The 17,246-nt window shown below is 44.6% G+C and carries 13 protein-coding genes; 1 reads left to right on the top strand and 12 read right to left on the bottom strand.

Translation table 11 applies throughout. The features are described 5' to 3' along the window. Positions 1-18 precede the first annotated feature (18 nt). The 12 genes from ACX1C1_RS16425 to ACX1C1_RS16370 form a co-directional block, all read right to left on the bottom strand. Positions 19-1,581, bottom strand: a complete 1,563-nt coding sequence (locus ACX1C1_RS16425; protein WP_458957703.1) for a response regulator — start codon at positions 1,579-1,581, stop codon at positions 19-21. Continuing rightward, positions 1,562-3,358, bottom strand: coding sequence for a sensor histidine kinase (locus ACX1C1_RS16420; protein WP_458953250.1), 1,797 nt, complete (start codon positions 3,356-3,358; stop codon positions 1,562-1,564). The genes ACX1C1_RS16425 and ACX1C1_RS16420 overlap by 20 nt, the downstream gene beginning before the upstream one ends. Before the next feature lie 34 nt (positions 3,359-3,392). Beyond that, complete coding sequence (locus ACX1C1_RS16415) at positions 3,393-4,295, bottom strand: Gfo/Idh/MocA family protein (RefSeq protein ID WP_458953249.1); 903 nt, start codon at positions 4,293-4,295, stop codon at positions 3,393-3,395. Next, entirely contained in the window at positions 4,288-5,421 is a 1,134-nt protein-coding gene (locus tag ACX1C1_RS16410; protein ID WP_458953248.1) for a mandelate racemase/muconate lactonizing enzyme family protein, read from the bottom strand. The genes ACX1C1_RS16415 and ACX1C1_RS16410 overlap by 8 nt, the downstream gene beginning before the upstream one ends. Then, positions 5,411-6,541, bottom strand: coding sequence for a Gfo/Idh/MocA family protein (locus tag ACX1C1_RS16405; RefSeq protein ID WP_458953247.1), 1,131 nt, complete (start codon positions 6,539-6,541; stop codon positions 5,411-5,413). Before ACX1C1_RS16405 ends, ACX1C1_RS16410 begins: the two co-directional genes overlap by 11 nt. 199 nt (positions 6,542-6,740) lie before the next feature. Then, positions 6,741-6,923 carry a hypothetical protein gene (locus ACX1C1_RS16400; RefSeq protein WP_458953246.1) on the bottom strand — a complete coding sequence of 61 codons (183 nt, stop codon included), beginning with the start codon at positions 6,921-6,923 and terminating at the stop codon, positions 6,741-6,743. Positions 6,924-7,106: 183 nt separating this feature from the next. After that, a complete protein-coding gene (locus ACX1C1_RS16395; protein ID WP_458953245.1) occupies positions 7,107-8,210 on the bottom strand; it encodes an SGNH/GDSL hydrolase family protein in 1,104 nt (367 codons plus the stop codon). A 32-nt stretch (positions 8,211-8,242) separates the two neighbouring features. Beyond that, the gene (locus tag ACX1C1_RS16390; protein ID WP_458953244.1) at positions 8,243-9,805 is read right to left on the bottom strand and encodes an extracellular solute-binding protein; all 1,563 of its coding nucleotides are present in this window, start codon (positions 9,803-9,805) and stop codon (positions 8,243-8,245) included. 101 nt (positions 9,806-9,906) lie between these two features. Further along, complete coding sequence (locus ACX1C1_RS16385; RefSeq protein ID WP_458953243.1) at positions 9,907-10,785, bottom strand: carbohydrate ABC transporter permease; 879 nt, start codon at positions 10,783-10,785, stop codon at positions 9,907-9,909. Positions 10,786-10,798: 13 nt separating this feature from the next. Then, positions 10,799-11,764, bottom strand: coding sequence for an ABC transporter permease (locus ACX1C1_RS16380; protein ID WP_458953242.1), 966 nt, complete (start codon positions 11,762-11,764; stop codon positions 10,799-10,801). A 164-nt stretch (positions 11,765-11,928) separates the two neighbouring features. Further along, positions 11,929-13,770 carry a cache domain-containing sensor histidine kinase gene (locus ACX1C1_RS16375; RefSeq protein ID WP_458957702.1) on the bottom strand — a complete coding sequence of 614 codons (1,842 nt, stop codon included), beginning with the start codon at positions 13,768-13,770 and terminating at the stop codon, positions 11,929-11,931. Next, on the bottom strand, positions 13,770-15,458 hold the full coding sequence (locus ACX1C1_RS16370; RefSeq protein ID WP_458953241.1) for a response regulator: 1,689 nt from the start codon (positions 15,456-15,458) through the stop codon (positions 13,770-13,772). The genes ACX1C1_RS16375 and ACX1C1_RS16370 overlap by 1 nt, the downstream gene beginning before the upstream one ends. Before the next feature lie 235 nt (positions 15,459-15,693). Between ACX1C1_RS16370 and spoVB the strand changes: the two genes are divergently transcribed. Then, positions 15,694-17,244: a stage V sporulation protein B gene (gene spoVB / locus ACX1C1_RS16365; RefSeq protein WP_458953240.1), complete on the top strand. Its 1,551-nt coding sequence runs from the start codon at positions 15,694-15,696 to the stop codon at positions 17,242-17,244. Positions 17,245-17,246: the final 2 nt, after the last annotated feature.

Raw genomic sequence — 17,246 nt, 5'->3', positions numbered from 1 at the left:
AAAAAAAACATCCTCCTATTACAGTTTGTTTCGATACTCTTGGGGCGAGATATGTTCATACTTCTTGAACACTTGATAAAAATAAATATAGTTATTAAAACCTGTAAGATCACCGATCTCCGCAATTCGCTTAGTCGGATCTCGCAGTAATTGTTTCGCCGCCTGGATACGGGTGCGTGTGACCATATCGACAAAGCTGGCTCCAACCTCTTTGCGGAACAATCGACTGAGGTGCCCCGAACTAATATGGAAGTGCTCAGCAACAGTATTAAGACTAATATCATGGCGGTAGTTCTCATCAATATAATGCAAAACAGCCTTTATCAAAGACCCATAGCTCGCAGCATCAGTGGTTTGTTGCTCCACGAATACATCTAGCAAGGAACGAACATAACTTGCGGCTTGTGCCATGTCGTTCAAGGCGTTCACATAGCTCAACATTTCATCCACGCTCTGATTTTTTATTCGTTCATTATTTGATTTCTTATAATATTGTTTGGCAATTGTCAGACATAGCTCATACACCAATGCTTTGGCTACTGTGACGTTGCCTGCCGCATAAGTAGATATAGAAGTCAAATAGAATTCAATTCTGGCATACATTTCTGATGTGGTATCCGTCGTCAGATAGATGTGAAATTGCTCCAGCTCATGCAGAATGGAAAGTTTAACATCGTTTCGCTCCGAATGATTATGCAAATTAAAGAAATGACGGCTTAACTGACCCGAAACTGCTTCATATTGCTCTTTTAATTGCTCAATCGAATGAATAGGGAAGCTGCCTTTAAGGGGATACCCTTTCACTGACCATTGATCCATCACTTGTTTGACTTGGCGTAACCGGTCATTTAGTGTTTTCATGATACTTTGCTTTGATATCTTTTGCGGGAATAAATAAACATACACGATCTCATCCGATTGGTAGAATTGAAAGGATTCATTTATATCTTGGTTCTCGAGAGCTAACAAAATGTGATCGCAAGCAGCCAGCACTTCTTGTTTGGGAGCCGCTTTCTCTGCTGCCACTTCAATTTCGGATGTATAAGTATCTTTAATTATTATAAGACCGAAGCGATAAGCGCTCAGATTCGTTGAATGGAAATCAGTTCCGTTAAGCGGTAGATCCTTCTGACCAAATAGAAGTTCCGATATCGCTTGACGTTTAGCCGCTATTAACAAACGTTCCTTCTCCTGCCGGTTCTGGCGCTCTTCCATTAGCTCCATTACCGCTTTAGACACTACAGCCTCCAATTCTGCATTATTAAGAGGCTTCAACAAATACTCCATTACACCTAAGCGAACACATTGCTTGGCGTAATGAAAGTCTTGATAACCGGTAATGACTATGACCTTGGCGCTTCCTAGATACTGAATTGCATATTCTGCTAGCTGTAAACCATCCATTTCGGGCATTCGAATGTCTGTGATAATAATGTCGGGTCGATGCTGCTCAATCATAAGTTTCGCCGCCAGCCCATCACCTGCGCTCGCTACCAGCTCACAATTGAGTGCAGTCCAATCTATCGTTTCAACAATTGCTCTTCTAATCAACGGCCTGTCTTCAACGATGATTACTTTCATTGCCAATGATCATGTCCTCCCTTCTAGTCTTCGGCAGGGTAATGATAATCTTAGATCCTATTCCAGGTTCACTGCTGATCGATACACCATAACTCGGCCCGAACAACAGCTGAAGCCTCTTATGAACGCTCTTGACGCCTACACCTGTTCGATGAGGTTCAGTCGGGGCAGTATCCGTATTTTCATGAATGAGCTTCCGGATGAGCTCTTCTGTCATACCGACACCATTATCCTCAACTTCTATCTTAAGGTCGGCATCTTCCAAGCTGCATCGAATGGCAATCCGTCCAATTCCTGATTTCTTTTCGATACCATGCACAATAGAGTTTTCGACGATTGGCTGCAGGATAAATCTTGGTACTGTCCAATCCAATGAAAATTCATCCAATTCATAGGCGACCTGCAATCCAGATTCATATGTAATGCCCTGTAGTGTTAAATATCCTTGAACGAATTCGATTTCTTCACGAAGGGCAACGAAGTCTTCTTTTCGATTTATACTTTCTCGAATCAGCTTCCCTAGCAGGTAAATCGAATGGCCTATTTCCTCTTGTCCTTTAATTTTGGCTAGACTATGGATGGACTCTAAGGTGTTATACAAGAAATGAGGATTCATCTGCGCCTGCAGAGCCTTATATTCAAATTCTAATTGCTTATAGACGGCCCTTTCCTTCTGGACCTTCTCATGACTCGCTGTTTGGATGAGTTCTTTAATTTTCGTCCCCATAAGGTTGAACTTTTCTGCAATGACTCCGATCTCATCGCGACTATTGATGCGTATAACTGTATCCAAGGCACCAATAGATAAAGTCTTCATACTATTAACTAATATATATAATTTCTTCGTAATGGATCTGGCTAATATCGCCGCATTTAAGAAGGCAGCTACAAAGGCGATACAGAACGTAACTACAACCCAATTCTGAATGGTTTTCATATACGATGTGAATTGCTCGAATGAAATGATATTAATTAAAGTCCACCGACCATCATCGGTTTTATTCTCAATGGTGATATACTTGTTGGCATCAAGCTCAAACTCGGATTGCTTCCCTTTTTCTGACGCTTCGAATAACGCAGCAGAGCTTTCACTATTATAAATCAGCAGCTCATCCTGCTGGTTGGCAAACATGATTTCCCCTGACTCATCGGTGCTTGGGTAGATCGACTTGAAGTAATCACTTTCCACACCAAGCACGAGCGTGCCGCAAAAAGCAGAGGTTTCGAGATCATACATGGCCCTTTTTACGAATAACAGTTTCTCGTCGCCCTGACTCCAGATCGTCTGACCACGCTTCGCATCCAGCGATAACGCTTCCTGATCGGTCAATTCAAATTGTGCAAGGATGGGATTAATCGAGGTTCCAAGACGAAATTGTTTATAATTCTCGCCATCACCCGTATAGATTGCGGCATACGGGAACATCTCATACTTATAGACCATGCGATATAAGAATTGTTTCATCAATTGAACTTTAAGTAGATCCTTGTACGTATCTTGATCCTTATCTGTAACAATCTCGCAGAAAGCCGAGTTCGAATATTCCTGGAAGGAAGCATCTTCAACATCTTGTATCTTTTGCTCGAAATTAAGCGCTACCTGATCCAACAGCAGCGCTGAGCTTTGAGAAGTCATTGTTTCTATCGCATTGGAAGAAGCATAGTAATGAATAATACTGCTTAGTGTCAAGGAGAGAGAGATAATGATAACAAACGATATTAGAAATTTAGTTCTTAGCTTCAAATCTCTAAACTGACTCCACAATCGTTGTTTCATTGTATCCCCCTCTAGTCTTGAACGCCTATGTCTGTTATCGAAGCTGTACCCAAATCTTAGACTCTCGGCTTCGATTCACACCTTCAATAAATCGGATTATCTCTAATGTCTCTTCAGCAGACACATCAACTTGTCCATTACGGAACATGTCAACTATACGTTCTACTAATGTAGCAACCATCGGCTTCTTGCTGTCCATGGATTGGATGGGTTGACTCCTGTTCGCGTAATGCAAAGTCGCTCCATAATGATAATTTCCTGTTCGGTTCCCTCGCACTGTACCAAATCGACCATCCGTCCATTCGCCAATGGCGAACTCATACAACTCATTATTAGTCGCGTGTACCCTCGTACAATTAGTCCCCAATACCCGGAACAGCATCTCCGCACCATGAATGCCATACCAGAACCATCCTGGATTCGTAGGCTCGAGCGCCATTGGGGTGTAACAGTCGATCCCGATCACATTCGAATCTATCTTAAGAGCTTCTAATAGCGGATCTAGGTATCTTAGCACGGAGCAACTCATAATCGGAACCCCATATTCTGCCGCGATCCTGTACATTTCTTCAGCCTCTTGCAGGCTGCAAGTAAACGGCTTATCAATAAATATCGGCTTGCGATAAGAAACGATCGATCGAAATTGGGGAAGATGGACGCGACCGTCTACGCTCGTAATCAATAATGCGTCGCATGCCTCAGCAACCTCCTCCGGCCGATTCAGCAGCCCAACGCCGTACTGTTCTTCGAGCTGCTTTGCAAACCCATCCACTCTGCTGTAGCTTGCAGAGATATCCGATGAACCGCCTTTATAACCAGCTATGATACGAGCTCCTGGCACATAATGCGGATGCTTACTATCATTCAGTACCTCTGCGAACTTTATGACATGTGAGGTATCGAGCCCGATTAGACCTAGCTTCAGTGACTCAGACATGATCCTCACCCCGCGCGGCGTAATGACGTACTTTCTCTTCGTCTACAACAATGCCGAGTCCGGGCTTATCCGGGAATGACAGCTTTCCTCCCGCGACGGTAAGACCAGCTACTATATCATCTTGCAAAAATTGCGGACCGTTCCATGCGCATGGCAGCTTCACGCCAAACGCACATGCTAGCTGCAGATTGGCGGCCATTCCAATGCCGGTTTCAGTCAACCCGCTGCATACTGTCATTAGCGGCGTATGTTGCGCGATCTCCATACAAATTCTCGATGGAAACAGACCGCCATTGCGGCTGGTCTTGGCCACGTAGGCTGTGATGAGATCTTGCCTTACCCATTCCATGAGATCTCTTGGCGTGACGATTGGTTCGTCCACGCCAAGTGGAATATGGATTCGTTGTTTGATTACTGCCAGATCTTTCAACTGATTGGCAGAGATCGGTTGTTCCAAGAAGTCCAATCCATTCTTCTCAAGTTCCGGGAGAATTCTTATCAATTCATGAACTTTGTACCCGCCATTCGCATCTCCCCAGAGAAAGCTGTCTGGAAACCTATCTTTCATCCATCTGACCTGGATGGGATCGAATGCCGCGTCTGTACCCAGCTTTAGATTAAAATGGTTGTACCCCTGCTGCACACCTTCTTGCGTTGTACGCTCCAAAGCTTGGATATCAGTGGCGCTGACTGTCCAGCTTAAGGTTGCTTCAACCTGGGGCTCATACCCCCAGAGTCTAGCAATCGACAGACCTCTCTCATGTCCTAATAGATCGTGCACGGCAATATCAATACTGCTCTTGGCGATCGGTTGCGCAGATGAGAAGGTTGGGGCCACTACTTGATTCATCGCTTGATGCAAACCAGCGATATCATTTGCGTCTCTTCCAAGTATAGCTGGAATGAAATACGTTTCCAATGTGCTGACCACAGTTTCCATTGTTTCGGATGACCACAATCGGCTTGGCGAACCTTCTCCCCAGCCTACATGACCTGCTTCATCCGTTAACTTGACTAGCACCACTGTGCGATTATTTTTTGTACCTCCGACACTTCCCCGGGATGTTTTAAATAAACTTTTCATAGGGATATAGATAGGGAATATCTCTGCTTTCTCAATTTTCATGGACGATACCTCTATCGGATTTCTTGACATGTTCTAGTATGCCAGCAGATGTATACCAGGGATCAGACGACGAGATAGGCAGATGGACCTTGATCCCCAAAGTTGCCGACTTGTAGATTGCAGTAATAGCTTCGATTGTACGCCTGCCCTCGACCCCGCTGACAGAAGGCTCTTGATGGGACTGAATAGCCTTAAACAAATCATAATAGGAATCGCAGTGATTAGGTTTAGGTGTATCTAGTTCTGGTGTATAAGACGACGCAATGGTCTGCAGCTTCTCCACTTCTTCCTTATCCATCGAAGCTCCTCCTTGCGGTGTCTGCTTGACGGCATGCAGCGATAATGGATACCCTACATAATGGCGCTGAGAAGAAAAGCTCATCGTATGACCTTCTCTCACCGTGTTTAGTGAACAGCTTGCTTGAGCCACTGCGCCGTTATCAAAACGGAAGATCGCCAGCGAAAGATCCTCTACCTCTATATCATGATTGATAGTGTCCATTTCTGCTTGTACACTCGATAGCGGGGAATTCATCAGCCATAAAAATAAATCCAATGTATGAATCGAATGATTCATCGTGACTCCGCCGCTTTCCGTCTTGAATTTCCCTCTCCAAGGGACATCGTAATAATGGCTTCCCCTCCAATAATTACCGCTCATCTGAGCGAACACGACAGGTCCCATTAGATCAGATGTCAAGATTGACTTCATCTTTTGTATATCTGGTAAAAATCTTAATTGAAATACAGTTGCGAGCTTTCGATTATATCGTTTCGCCGCTGCGATCATTTCATCACAATCTTCGAGCGAAGGAGCCAACGGTTTTTCACATAAAACATGTTTCCCATGCTCAAATGCTGCAATGGCGGGTTCCTTATGGAAGAATGGAGGTGTACACAACGAAACAACCTCGATATCTTCACGCAGAAGCATTTCCCTGTAGTCTGTGTATACGGCAACATTTTCTCCGGCCAAATTTGCTGCTTCCAATGCCTTCTCCATCGAGAGATCGGCGACAGCTCTGACTTCAAACATTTCCTGCAACAGTTTACACGATTCAATATGTCTTTTGGCTATGATTCCGCATCCGATTATGCCTACTCCAATTTTCCTAGTCATTACGCATTCATCTCCCATTCGCAGCCGGCTTCAACCGCTGTTTTATTTCTTATCTTACAATAAAAAATAGAACATTTTGCCTTGCAGCTGTAATCAGAGATTATTATACAATCAGTCAAAAAGACCCTTAACCACATCGAGGCCACTAAAAAGGCTAATTCTCATTCATAAAGAATGGAATTAGCCTTTGTTTTGTGCATTATGATAACAACGGTGCGCCTATCGAATAGCCAACAATCGCTAATAACAGTACAGTAATATGGTTTAACGAGAAAATGAACATCGATCGCGCCCACTTGTCCTCTTGCTTCTGGTGGAAGCCTCTAATACTTAGGATTAGCCATGCAAGCCCTGCGATCATGACGATTAGATTCGATTTCACGATTCCAATCTTTATCGTTTCGAAGAGAACCTTCGTGACTGAAATCGTCGGAACAGATTCGACACTAACGGAATTACCTTGAACTCGAATAATGGTAACACTCCCTTAATGCAGTTTGCTTCTTTAAGGTTAGCATATACCATCAATTTTTGTACCGATTTCCACACAACCCTCATGATTCTGTCATAAATATTTGTCGCTTGTGTGAATAGCTCGATTGCTTTTCAAGGTTACACTGCTATCCTCTATAATTTTTCTAAGTTTGTTATAGATCCCTTTGGCTATTCGAGAGAATCCCAAATCATTGGGGTGCACACCATCAACCGTACATTCATCGAATCGGCTGCCTAGCAGCTTTTCTCCATCTATGAAAAATAATCGATCATCACCCTCATGGTTTAGCTTCATCACCATTTTGCGGGCAAACGTCCTCCGCTGTCTCCTGTCTGTTCGTTCAGATGGAATGATGAACTCCTTAGCATATACAATACGAGAGACGACCAAGACAGGAACTGATGGATGATGTCGCCTGCAAATGGCTAGAAATGTTTCTAGCGTCTCTCTATAGCGCTCTGTTGTACAATTCGCCTCATAATCGATAATAATGGCATCCACATGCTCTATTGTCCCTATAATTTCGGCGATCTGCGCTTCTCCTCTTCCATTGCCGGAGAAACCTAAATTAATCACCTCGCGCGATAACATACGTCCCAGCTGCTGGGTATACGCTAGACCCGGTCGACTGGCACATGCTCCCTGGGTAATCGATGTACCATAACAAATCAATCTCCCTCTATGCTCCAATGAATCGTCTCTTTCTATCGAAGCATGCGGCGGCAATCCGACAGCAACTTCCAGCACTTGCTGATAAAGAGGAAAGTTAATCGTAATGGTTTGGTTCGTATCCATATTCTCTCCATCAAACATAAGCGCTTCGTAACATTGTCCATCCCACTTGATTCGACTAGTTCCTACATATCGTTCTTGTCCAACCTCTCCGATATAAACATCAAAGCCACTCTGTCCTGTAGCTGTCATATGATCCATTTGGGCATATGCTCCTGCCATAACGCGAATTGCTAACCGATTCGTATTGGATTTGAAGCGGATTTGTCCACCTGCTGTCAGATTTGCCAGTTGATCGATGGCTTCCGATAATCCATGTATGTTTAGAGGGAGTCTTCGATAGACTCCCTCCTCGTTCAGCCAAGGAAAACCGTACACTTGAAGCGGCAGCTGGAGTGGCGAATGCCAGCTCCAATTCCCCTGCAGTCCACTAATCTCCATATGGGTTCCTCGCTTCGCATGTATTGGCGATCTTACTTCGTTGAATTATACCATTCGTTAACTTCTTGCACACTTACATCTCCGCCAGCTGCTCTATACTTGGCCTGGAAAGCTTCCAATTCCGAGATAAGCTCACCTTTTGAAATAAACTTGACTGTTTCATCGTTTTCCATCGTACTTAGGGCCGAGTTGTTTTTCGAATATTGTTCCAGATATGGCGCCAAGCCGATTGGATTGGTGTCTCTGATTTCTGCCGGCTCCGTTACGTTCAAATATTCCCATGCTGCAAATAAGCGCTCATCCTTACGCACACGAGCCTGCCAATATTTCGGATAATTTTCTTCATCGGAGCCCGTTAAAAAGTTATTGGCATAATTGCGCTCATCGTTGAAGATTGGAAGAATTGGCGTATATGCTCCATCTTTAAAGGTGTAATGAACATTCTCTTGTCCGATCGTCACTTCTCGGAACACATCTTTGTCCAACTTGGCGTTGATCCACTTGATGGCATCTTCGGGATTTTTGGATGCTTTCGGGATGAACGTCAATCTGTCGAAACCAGAAGGCTCCGGTAATCCAAATTCTCCATTTGGACCTTTTAACGTCGGCATATACACCATCTTGGCATCTGCGATATTGCGGACAAGGGCATCGGACAGCTTAGGCACACTAGCCCAGTTGACAGCGATCACGCCAACTCTGCCGCTTGTGAATTTCTCTTGTACGGTAACTGCTTGGTTAATTGCGAATTCTTTGTCCAATAATCCTTGATTAAACAGATTGCTCATGTAGGTTAGATAATCCTTATAACTCGGATCCAGCGCGCGTGGCAGCAATTGACCGTCCACTTCGTTCCATGTGTTCGTAAGACCAAATGCACCTGCGATATTCACTTCGATTGCGCCATCCCCAGGCATGGACATCGGGATGTTGAGGTCGCCGTTCCCGCCTGGATCCTTTTCTTTGAAGGCTTGCAGCACCGCCAGAAGCTCGTCTGTTGTCGTCGGCATCTTCAAATCCAGTTTTTCCAGCCAGTCTTGACGTATCATCAACGAACTGGCTACATTATTTAGTGTTTTGATCGGTATCGCAAACAATTTGCCTTCAATCTTGGCCGCTTCCAGCGATTCCTCAGATATACTTGCCTTTATATTGGGACCGAACTCGTCAATAAGCGGGCCTAAATCCAACAACGCCCCACGTTTGGCATAATCAGAATACAACGCCTTATATTCACTTGTGCCTGGGATGGTAATCGCATCATAGGGCTCTGCAGAAGCAATAAGCAAATTCAGCTTTTCTTGCACATTCTCCTGGGGCAGCATGTCGTATTGTACCTTGTATCCTGTTTTCTCTTCCAGCAATGTAGCGACAGGATACGTATTATAATCTTCATTCATCCATGAACTCAACGATTTTAACGTTGGCTTTGGCCCTTCTGTCGGCGCGCTAGTCGCTGCTGACGGTGCTTGACTTCCCTTCGGACCCTCGGTTGCAGACGATGATCCGCCAGAATTCGAAGAACAAGCGGTTACCGCTACTGCTAACGAACCAACCAAAAGCACTGATAAAGATTTATTCAACCACTTTCCCATTCAGAAACCCTCCCATATCTCATTTATACTACAATTTATAACATTAACTCATGTAGGAATACCTGCATGAGATTAATGAGCTGCCTGCATACATTCTGCCGCTACCCCTTAACCGATCCAATCAGTACTCCTTTGATAAAGTGCTTCTGCAAATAGGGATACAATAATAGGATCGGGATGGTGGATGCAATGACGGTCGCTGATCGGATATTGTCTGCCGACAAATTCATCATGTCATCTTGAGACAATTCGATTCCAGCTGTTGCAGATGCCGCATTCAGCACAACTTCTCGCAAATATAATTGCAACGGCTTCAGAGCTGGATCGTTGATATAAATCATCGCGCTAAAGAATTCATTCCAATAGGATACCGCGTAGAATAATGCTATGGTAGCCAGCACAGGCCCGCTTAGCGGGAGCAATATCCGGAACAATACGGTGAAGGTGCGAGCGCCGTCTATTCTCGCTGATTCCTCCAGACTTTCGGGTAGACCTTCAAAGTAGCTTTTGATCACCAGCAGATTAAAGACACTAACCAGTGCGGGCAGAATAAGCGACCATACATTGTCGATGAGCCCGAGATTGCGAATCAGCATATAATTCGGGATAATGCCCCCGTTGAACAGCATCGTAAAAATAAATAGCAGCATAATCGTGCTGATGCCAGGCAATCGCCTCTTCGATAACGGATAAGCGGAGATCGCTGTAATCAAGAGAGAGAGGAAGGTGCCTGCTACAGTAATAAATACTGATATCCCGAACGATCGCAGGAAGTTCTTGGAGGTGACAACAAATTTCATCGAATCCAGCTGGAACCCAACTGGGAACACACCAACTTTGCCAGAAATAACGGCCCATTCCTCACTTACTGATTTGGCGAGCACATTCAGAAAGGGGAGCAAGGTAATGATCGTTAACAGCACCAACGTACCGTAAATGACAACATCCAACACAATATCATGAACAGATCGCTTCATCATAATCCTTCACCCCCTACCAGATGCTTCGTTTCACAATCTTTCTGCTCAAGAAGTTCCCTGAAATGATAAGCAAGAATCCAATAACGGAATTAAATAATCCTACCGCTGTACTAAAGCTATAATCCATCTTGCCGAGACCGATTCGGTAGACATAGGTGCCGATAACATCTCCTGTTTCATAGACAACCGGATTATATAAGGTCAAAATTTGCTCCGTGCCAGCTTCTAACAAGTTCCCAATCCGCAAGATGAACATAAGAACAATGGTTGGCGCAATGCCAGGCAAGGTGATAAATATCATCCGTTGAATCCGGCTAGCTCCATCTATGGCTGCCGCCTCATATTGCTCCTGGTCGATACTGGCGATCGCTGCAATAAAGATAATGGCATTCCAGCCCGCTTCCTTCCAGCCTGCTGTAAAAACAACCGTGCTTCGGAAGTAATCGTTATCGATCAAGAAGGAGATCGGTTCTCCTCCAAACCACTCAATAATACCGTTCACAATTCCGGTTGAAGGAGAGAGGATATTCATAAATAATCCGGAAATGATAACCCATGATAGAAAATGCGGCAAATAAATGATGGTCTGCACACTGCGCTTAAACCACATTTTGCTAATTTCATTAATGAACAAGGCTAAGATGATCGGAATAGGGAACAGCAGAAAGATCTTGTAAACGCTGATCAACAGCGTATTGCGGAACACTTGCATAAATTCATCCGAATGAACAAGCTTCTGGAACTGCTCTAACCCCACCCATTCGCTTCCCGCTATACCGTCAAAAATATTAAAATCCTGAAAGGCAATTACGATTCCATACATTGGTGTGTATTTGAACAACAATAAGAAAGCAAGAGCAGGAAGCAGCAAGATATACGTATCTAGATTCGTGCGGAATAACTTCCACTTATACCTCATCCCATTATTCGGCGGATTTGAAGGACTGGATTGTTTTATCTGTGCAGTTGAGTGGCTCATCGTCTACCTCCATCATCATTTTCTCTTGTCGGTAGCTTCATTATAGTGAACCCTCATTTCCGTTAGTAGAAGGCAAATCTTCAATTTATAGTCTATTTCTATACTGGTAATAGGATTGTCCAAACATGCAGAAAACGCTCGTACCCCGATCGGGGTCGAGCGCTTCACCTCAACGATTTGTCTGTTGGAGGAGTATACTTGACTCTAATCCATACCGTTGTTCCTTCGCCAAGCTTCGATTGAATACGAAGACCAGAGGCATTTCCTCCAAAGAGCCTTATCCGTTCATTCACATTATAAAGACCGTAAGAGCTGCCCCCGCCATTTTCTTGAAATGATACATTTGGTTCCAGGAGGAGGGCTCGCGCCTTTTCTTCTTCAATCCCGATACCGTCATCTGAGACCGTTAGGACAAGATAATCGTCCTCCTGGAAAGCTCTGATGATAATCAAGCCATGTTTGTTCTTCACCTTTCGAATGCCATGAAGCAATGCATTCTCCACAAGCGGCTGCAATGTTAATTTGGGAATGATGTACGCTAGCACCTCCGGATCAGGTTCAATCCGATAATCAAAGGTGTTAGCGAAACGATTCATCTGAATATCCAGGTATACTTGTGCAAGATGAAGCTCATCCTTCACGCTCATCGTATCTTGCCCTTTGTTCAAGCTGAGACGGAAATATTGTGACAACGAATCGATCATAAAGCTGATGTCTTTCATGTTATGACCGATGGCCATCCAGTTAATGGTATCCAGCGTATTGTATAGAAAGTGCGGATTGATTTGCGCTTGCAGTGCGCGAAGCTGTGCGCCTCGTTCTTGCACCTGTGCCTCATAGGTCTGTTCCATTAACATATGTACACGATGGACAAGCACCTCTACACTTCGATCAAGCTGCATCAAGCCGATATCAGGTATTGGATGTTCACCGAACCTGTCGATTCCCTCCTTGCGAATAACATGAATAACATCCAGGATTCGTCTGTTCATTTGGCGAACGATTACCGTAAGCAATACCAGAACGAGGATTAGAAACAATAATAGAAAAGCAACCAGTGTAGCGATTCCAACGCCTTGATTCAATTTCACCTTCGTCGTAATATCGGAAGCAGGCACTTGAGCAACAATCTTCCAGCCCTTAGGCTCAATTGTAGCGTATACCAAATATTCTACATGACCATTCAGCTTAAGCTTAGCTTTTCCTTCTGTTCCTTGCGAGATGACCTCCAGCATATTATCCGATAACTGATTGCCTACCTGAGAACGGTCAGTGTGAGCAGTCACTTCGCCTTCCGGATTGACCAGAAACACCTCTTTATGTTCTGTCAGTTCAATCTCAGATAATATGTCCAGAACCAGCTTCTCGGACACATCAAGAATTAGAATCGCAGCAACTTGATTGAATTGTCTGGGGTTATGAAGAAATCGAGCAAGGGAGAAGACGGACTTCTCCCCAAGGTCGATATACGATTGTTTGTATATCCCCGTCCATACGAGCCCTCCTTGGGAGTCGAGCACCTCTTGGTAATATCGCCAATCCTTTAATCCCTCCAGGGAAAAGAAATTGATATGTTCATTGGCTAATAGATTGTTGCTATCCACAAACAAGCGTAATCGAAAGACATCGTTATTCAATTGAATGTTACGAACCAGCTTCCTAATTTCCTCTACCTCTTCTAGCCTGTCAATGACAGGCGCACTGTTATCATTCTCCAGAAACTCATAGAGTTCTTTGTTCATCGTCAAGGTATTGACGATTTCTTCTACGTTTCCGAATCGGTACGATAGGTTAATTCCAGCCTGTTTCATCGTTTGGAGCATGGAATCTGAAACTTCCTCCTCCAGAACGGATGTAGAATGTTCGTAATAGGCATATAAGATCAAGGTTGAAGGCAATACAATCAAACAAAGATATGCGACCAACCAGCGCTTGGGCAATCCTAAGCGCCTGATCCACAATCGGATTTGCCTGATTATACGGGCAAGGAACTCATGAGATGCCATCATCGCAATTTTCCGGATTGTATGAGATTACGATAGGTGCTTGGAGACAGTCCAGTAATCTTCTTGAACAGCTTACTGAAATAGCTGGGATCCGCATACCCGACAGCATAACAAATGTCATACATCTTCTGCCTTGGATCAGCCAGCTTCTCCTTTGCCCTTTCAATCCGATAATAGGTTATATATTCATTCACCGTCTGCCCTGTCTCTTGTTTAAACAACAGACTCACATACGTATCGGTTAAGAACACTTCCTTGCCGATTTCGTTAACGGACAGATTATTATCCGAGTAACGAAGTCCGACGATCTCCATTACACGATTCACCAGATTGTCCGCTCGCCCCGCTCGTTTCTCTCTAATTTTGAGACAAACATCAAACAGAAAAGAGTCAAGGTGTTGTCGAAGCTCATCTATGGTTTCCAATCTGAACAGACGTTCAACACGTTGAACCTCACCTTGATCCCAATCCTCTTCGTTCAAATTGAACTCCAGCAGAATTTGTCCGGCTAACAGCATAATCTGCATCGTGACATTCCGACAGTATTGAAACCCATAACGTCTATTTCTTGCGAGCTCCCTAAACAAATGATCCAGCAATGTCGAGAGCTGATTTGTATCCGCTCCTTTTAGAATCGTTGTAACTTCCATCCGCTGATCATAATCGAATACAGGATAACTTTCGTCTCCCGTCTCCATACTGTCTAACGTATATATCTGGTTTTTTCCCAGATACCATTTGCTCTCAAGAGCTTGTTTCGCTTGAGAATAAGACTGCTTCAAGCTGGACAATTCAGAAACGCGTCCGCCTATTCCAATTGTCACTGTAATCTTCAGCCATAGCTGCAAATTGTCACGGATTTCATTTGCTAATCGTACCAGGTGTTCTTCTTTCACTTCCGCCCTAAAGCCTTCGAATTCATCGCCATCACGGCACTCCTGCAATAACGATTCTTCCGGATCAACATACAAGAGACCTACGAACTCACCCTCGCGAAACTCAAAAAAGATTCCATGAAAAAAACGATCCTTCAGCTCCTGGCAAAGCTTCTGTATCGCATAAGACAGCAATTGCCATTCATATTCAGAATTACATTCTCTAATATCAACCAAATTGTCTACCGTCACAGCCATTACCCAGTATGAAGACGATTGGGGCAGCTTTATGCCGAGAAAATCCATCCTCTCTTGCAATCGCTGCGGCTCCCAAGCTCTGTCGTTAATGAGAGACATCATAAATTTCTCGCGAAGCAAAGGCATGCTTTCTGACAGCTTCGAATGCATGTCCTGGGTCATCTGACGTTTCTTGCTCTCCGCATCTAGATCGGCAACTACCCGTTCGATGACCATGTGCAATTCTTGCAGATTCACCGGCTTTAGGATATAGTCGATCGCATTAACCTTCATTGCCGATTTCAAATATTCTGAGTCATCATGTCCACTGACAAATACGATCTTAATATGCGGGATCCGCCGTTTTATTTCCTTCGAAAGGGTAATGCCATCCATTATTGGCATACGTACATCCGTGAATACAATATCCGGAGTCCATTGATCAATAACCTCGAGCGCCGTATCCCCATCATCCGCATCACCCATGAATGTAATTCCATATTGTTCCCAGTTGATATAATTACGCATACCATGTCGAACGGTTGGCTCATCATCTACCACAAGAAGCTTATACATTGGTCATGACCCCCATCCTAATAGGATTACAATATTATTATAAGGGTTTATAGAGGACTTCAAATATATAATTAACCACAAATATCTGGTCGTATTCTATATTCATGATTTCGTAACAATAGATAGTTATTCATCCGTCAACAATGTAAAGCTGATAGATCGTCACCGGCTTGTTCGCATGCTTTCCCGATTATTGAATACATTAGAGTATTCGATAGACAGGAGGAAACAAGTCATGTCACAACATGGGCAATCGTTTATGCGTGGGACACTCGTCTTATCTGCCGCTGCCTTCATAAACCGAATTCTCGGTTTTATCAGCGGCATGTATGTCGCTCGCGTAATGGGTGCCGAAGGGATAGGCATCTTAATGATGGCGCATCCGCTCGTTCCGCTCGTCATTACAATTACGGAGCTTGGACTGCCTGTGGCCATATCCAAGCTGGTGGCAGAAGCCCACGCTCGCGGCGAACGAACGAAAATAAGGCGAATCCTGCATGTTTCACTTGCTGTAACAGGTTTCTTGAGCGTTGCGCTCACAACCCTTACGCTGCTTGGCTCCGAATGGATCGCATCATTATTATTAAGCGACCAACGCGCATACTACGCCATGCTTGCGATAACGCCAATTGCGCCAATTGTTGCGGTTTCTGCTGTATTAAAGGGCTACTTCCGCGGCATGCAGCAAATGAAGACCATTGCCGCATCCGATGTGCTCGAGCATACCGTCCAAATCGCCTGCGTCCTTGCGCTTGTTCATATGCTGCTGCCTTACGGCGTTGCGTATGCAGCTGCGGGTGCGATGGCCGCCTCAGTAGTAAGTGAAGTAATCAGTCTGTTGTTCCTCGCAGCTAGCTATAAGCTGTATGGAGAACCGAAGCAACCTGGCGAAACCTGGTCGGGACATTTGAAGCAAGGAAGGCGCACGCTCGGCGAGCTGCTCCAGATCGGATTACCCACAACCGGCCATGGCATTATTCATTCGTTATACAGCACCTTGCAGCCGCTTCTCATTACAACCAGTCTTGCACTTGCTGGCGTCAGCACTGCATTGGCAACGAAACAATTCGGCTTGCTGGCCGGCTATACATTCCCGCTGCTGTTCATGCCTAGCTTTATTACACAGTCCCTATCTACTGCGCTCATCCCTGCAATTGGCGAAGCTTCGGTGAATAAGAACAACCTGCTCATCCACGAACGAATGAATCAGGCAATGAAGCTGGGTCTGCTGATTGGTGCCCCAGCCACCGTCATCCTGTACGAGTGGGCCACTCCACTTACGACACTGATCTATCAGGCTCCAGAAGCAGGATTGCTATTGAAAATTTTAGCGCCGATATTTTTCCTGCACTACTTTGATGCCCCGCTTCATGCCATTCTGCTCGGTCTCGGCCGTGCCAAAGCCACATTATGGAATTACATTATAGCCACCGGATTCAAGGTGATCTCGATCTTCGTATTGGGCAGCCAATTCGGGATAAGCGGCGTTGCTTATGGCATCGGAATTGGCATTGTGATGCAAACCTTGCTTAACTTCCTGTCCATCTCGGGCTCGATCGGATTTTATTGGAGTATCCTGCCTTATATAAAGGTGGGACTCTGTATGCTGCTGATGGCGATAAGCGGACATTGGATCTATGCCAATCTATCCCATTATGATATACCGCTTATATGGAGCCTGGTCACTTCAGTCATTTGTTCTTTGTTCATCTATTTGATTACACTCATCTTGACGGGCACTTTGAATTGGAAACACACGCGTCATAGATTCTCGATTCCATGGTAACC

Source organism: Paenibacillus sp. strain BS8-2 (assembly GCF_054483835.1).
Note: the sequence above shows the minus strand (reverse complement) of the source record. Positions and strands in the feature narration are given on the sequence as shown.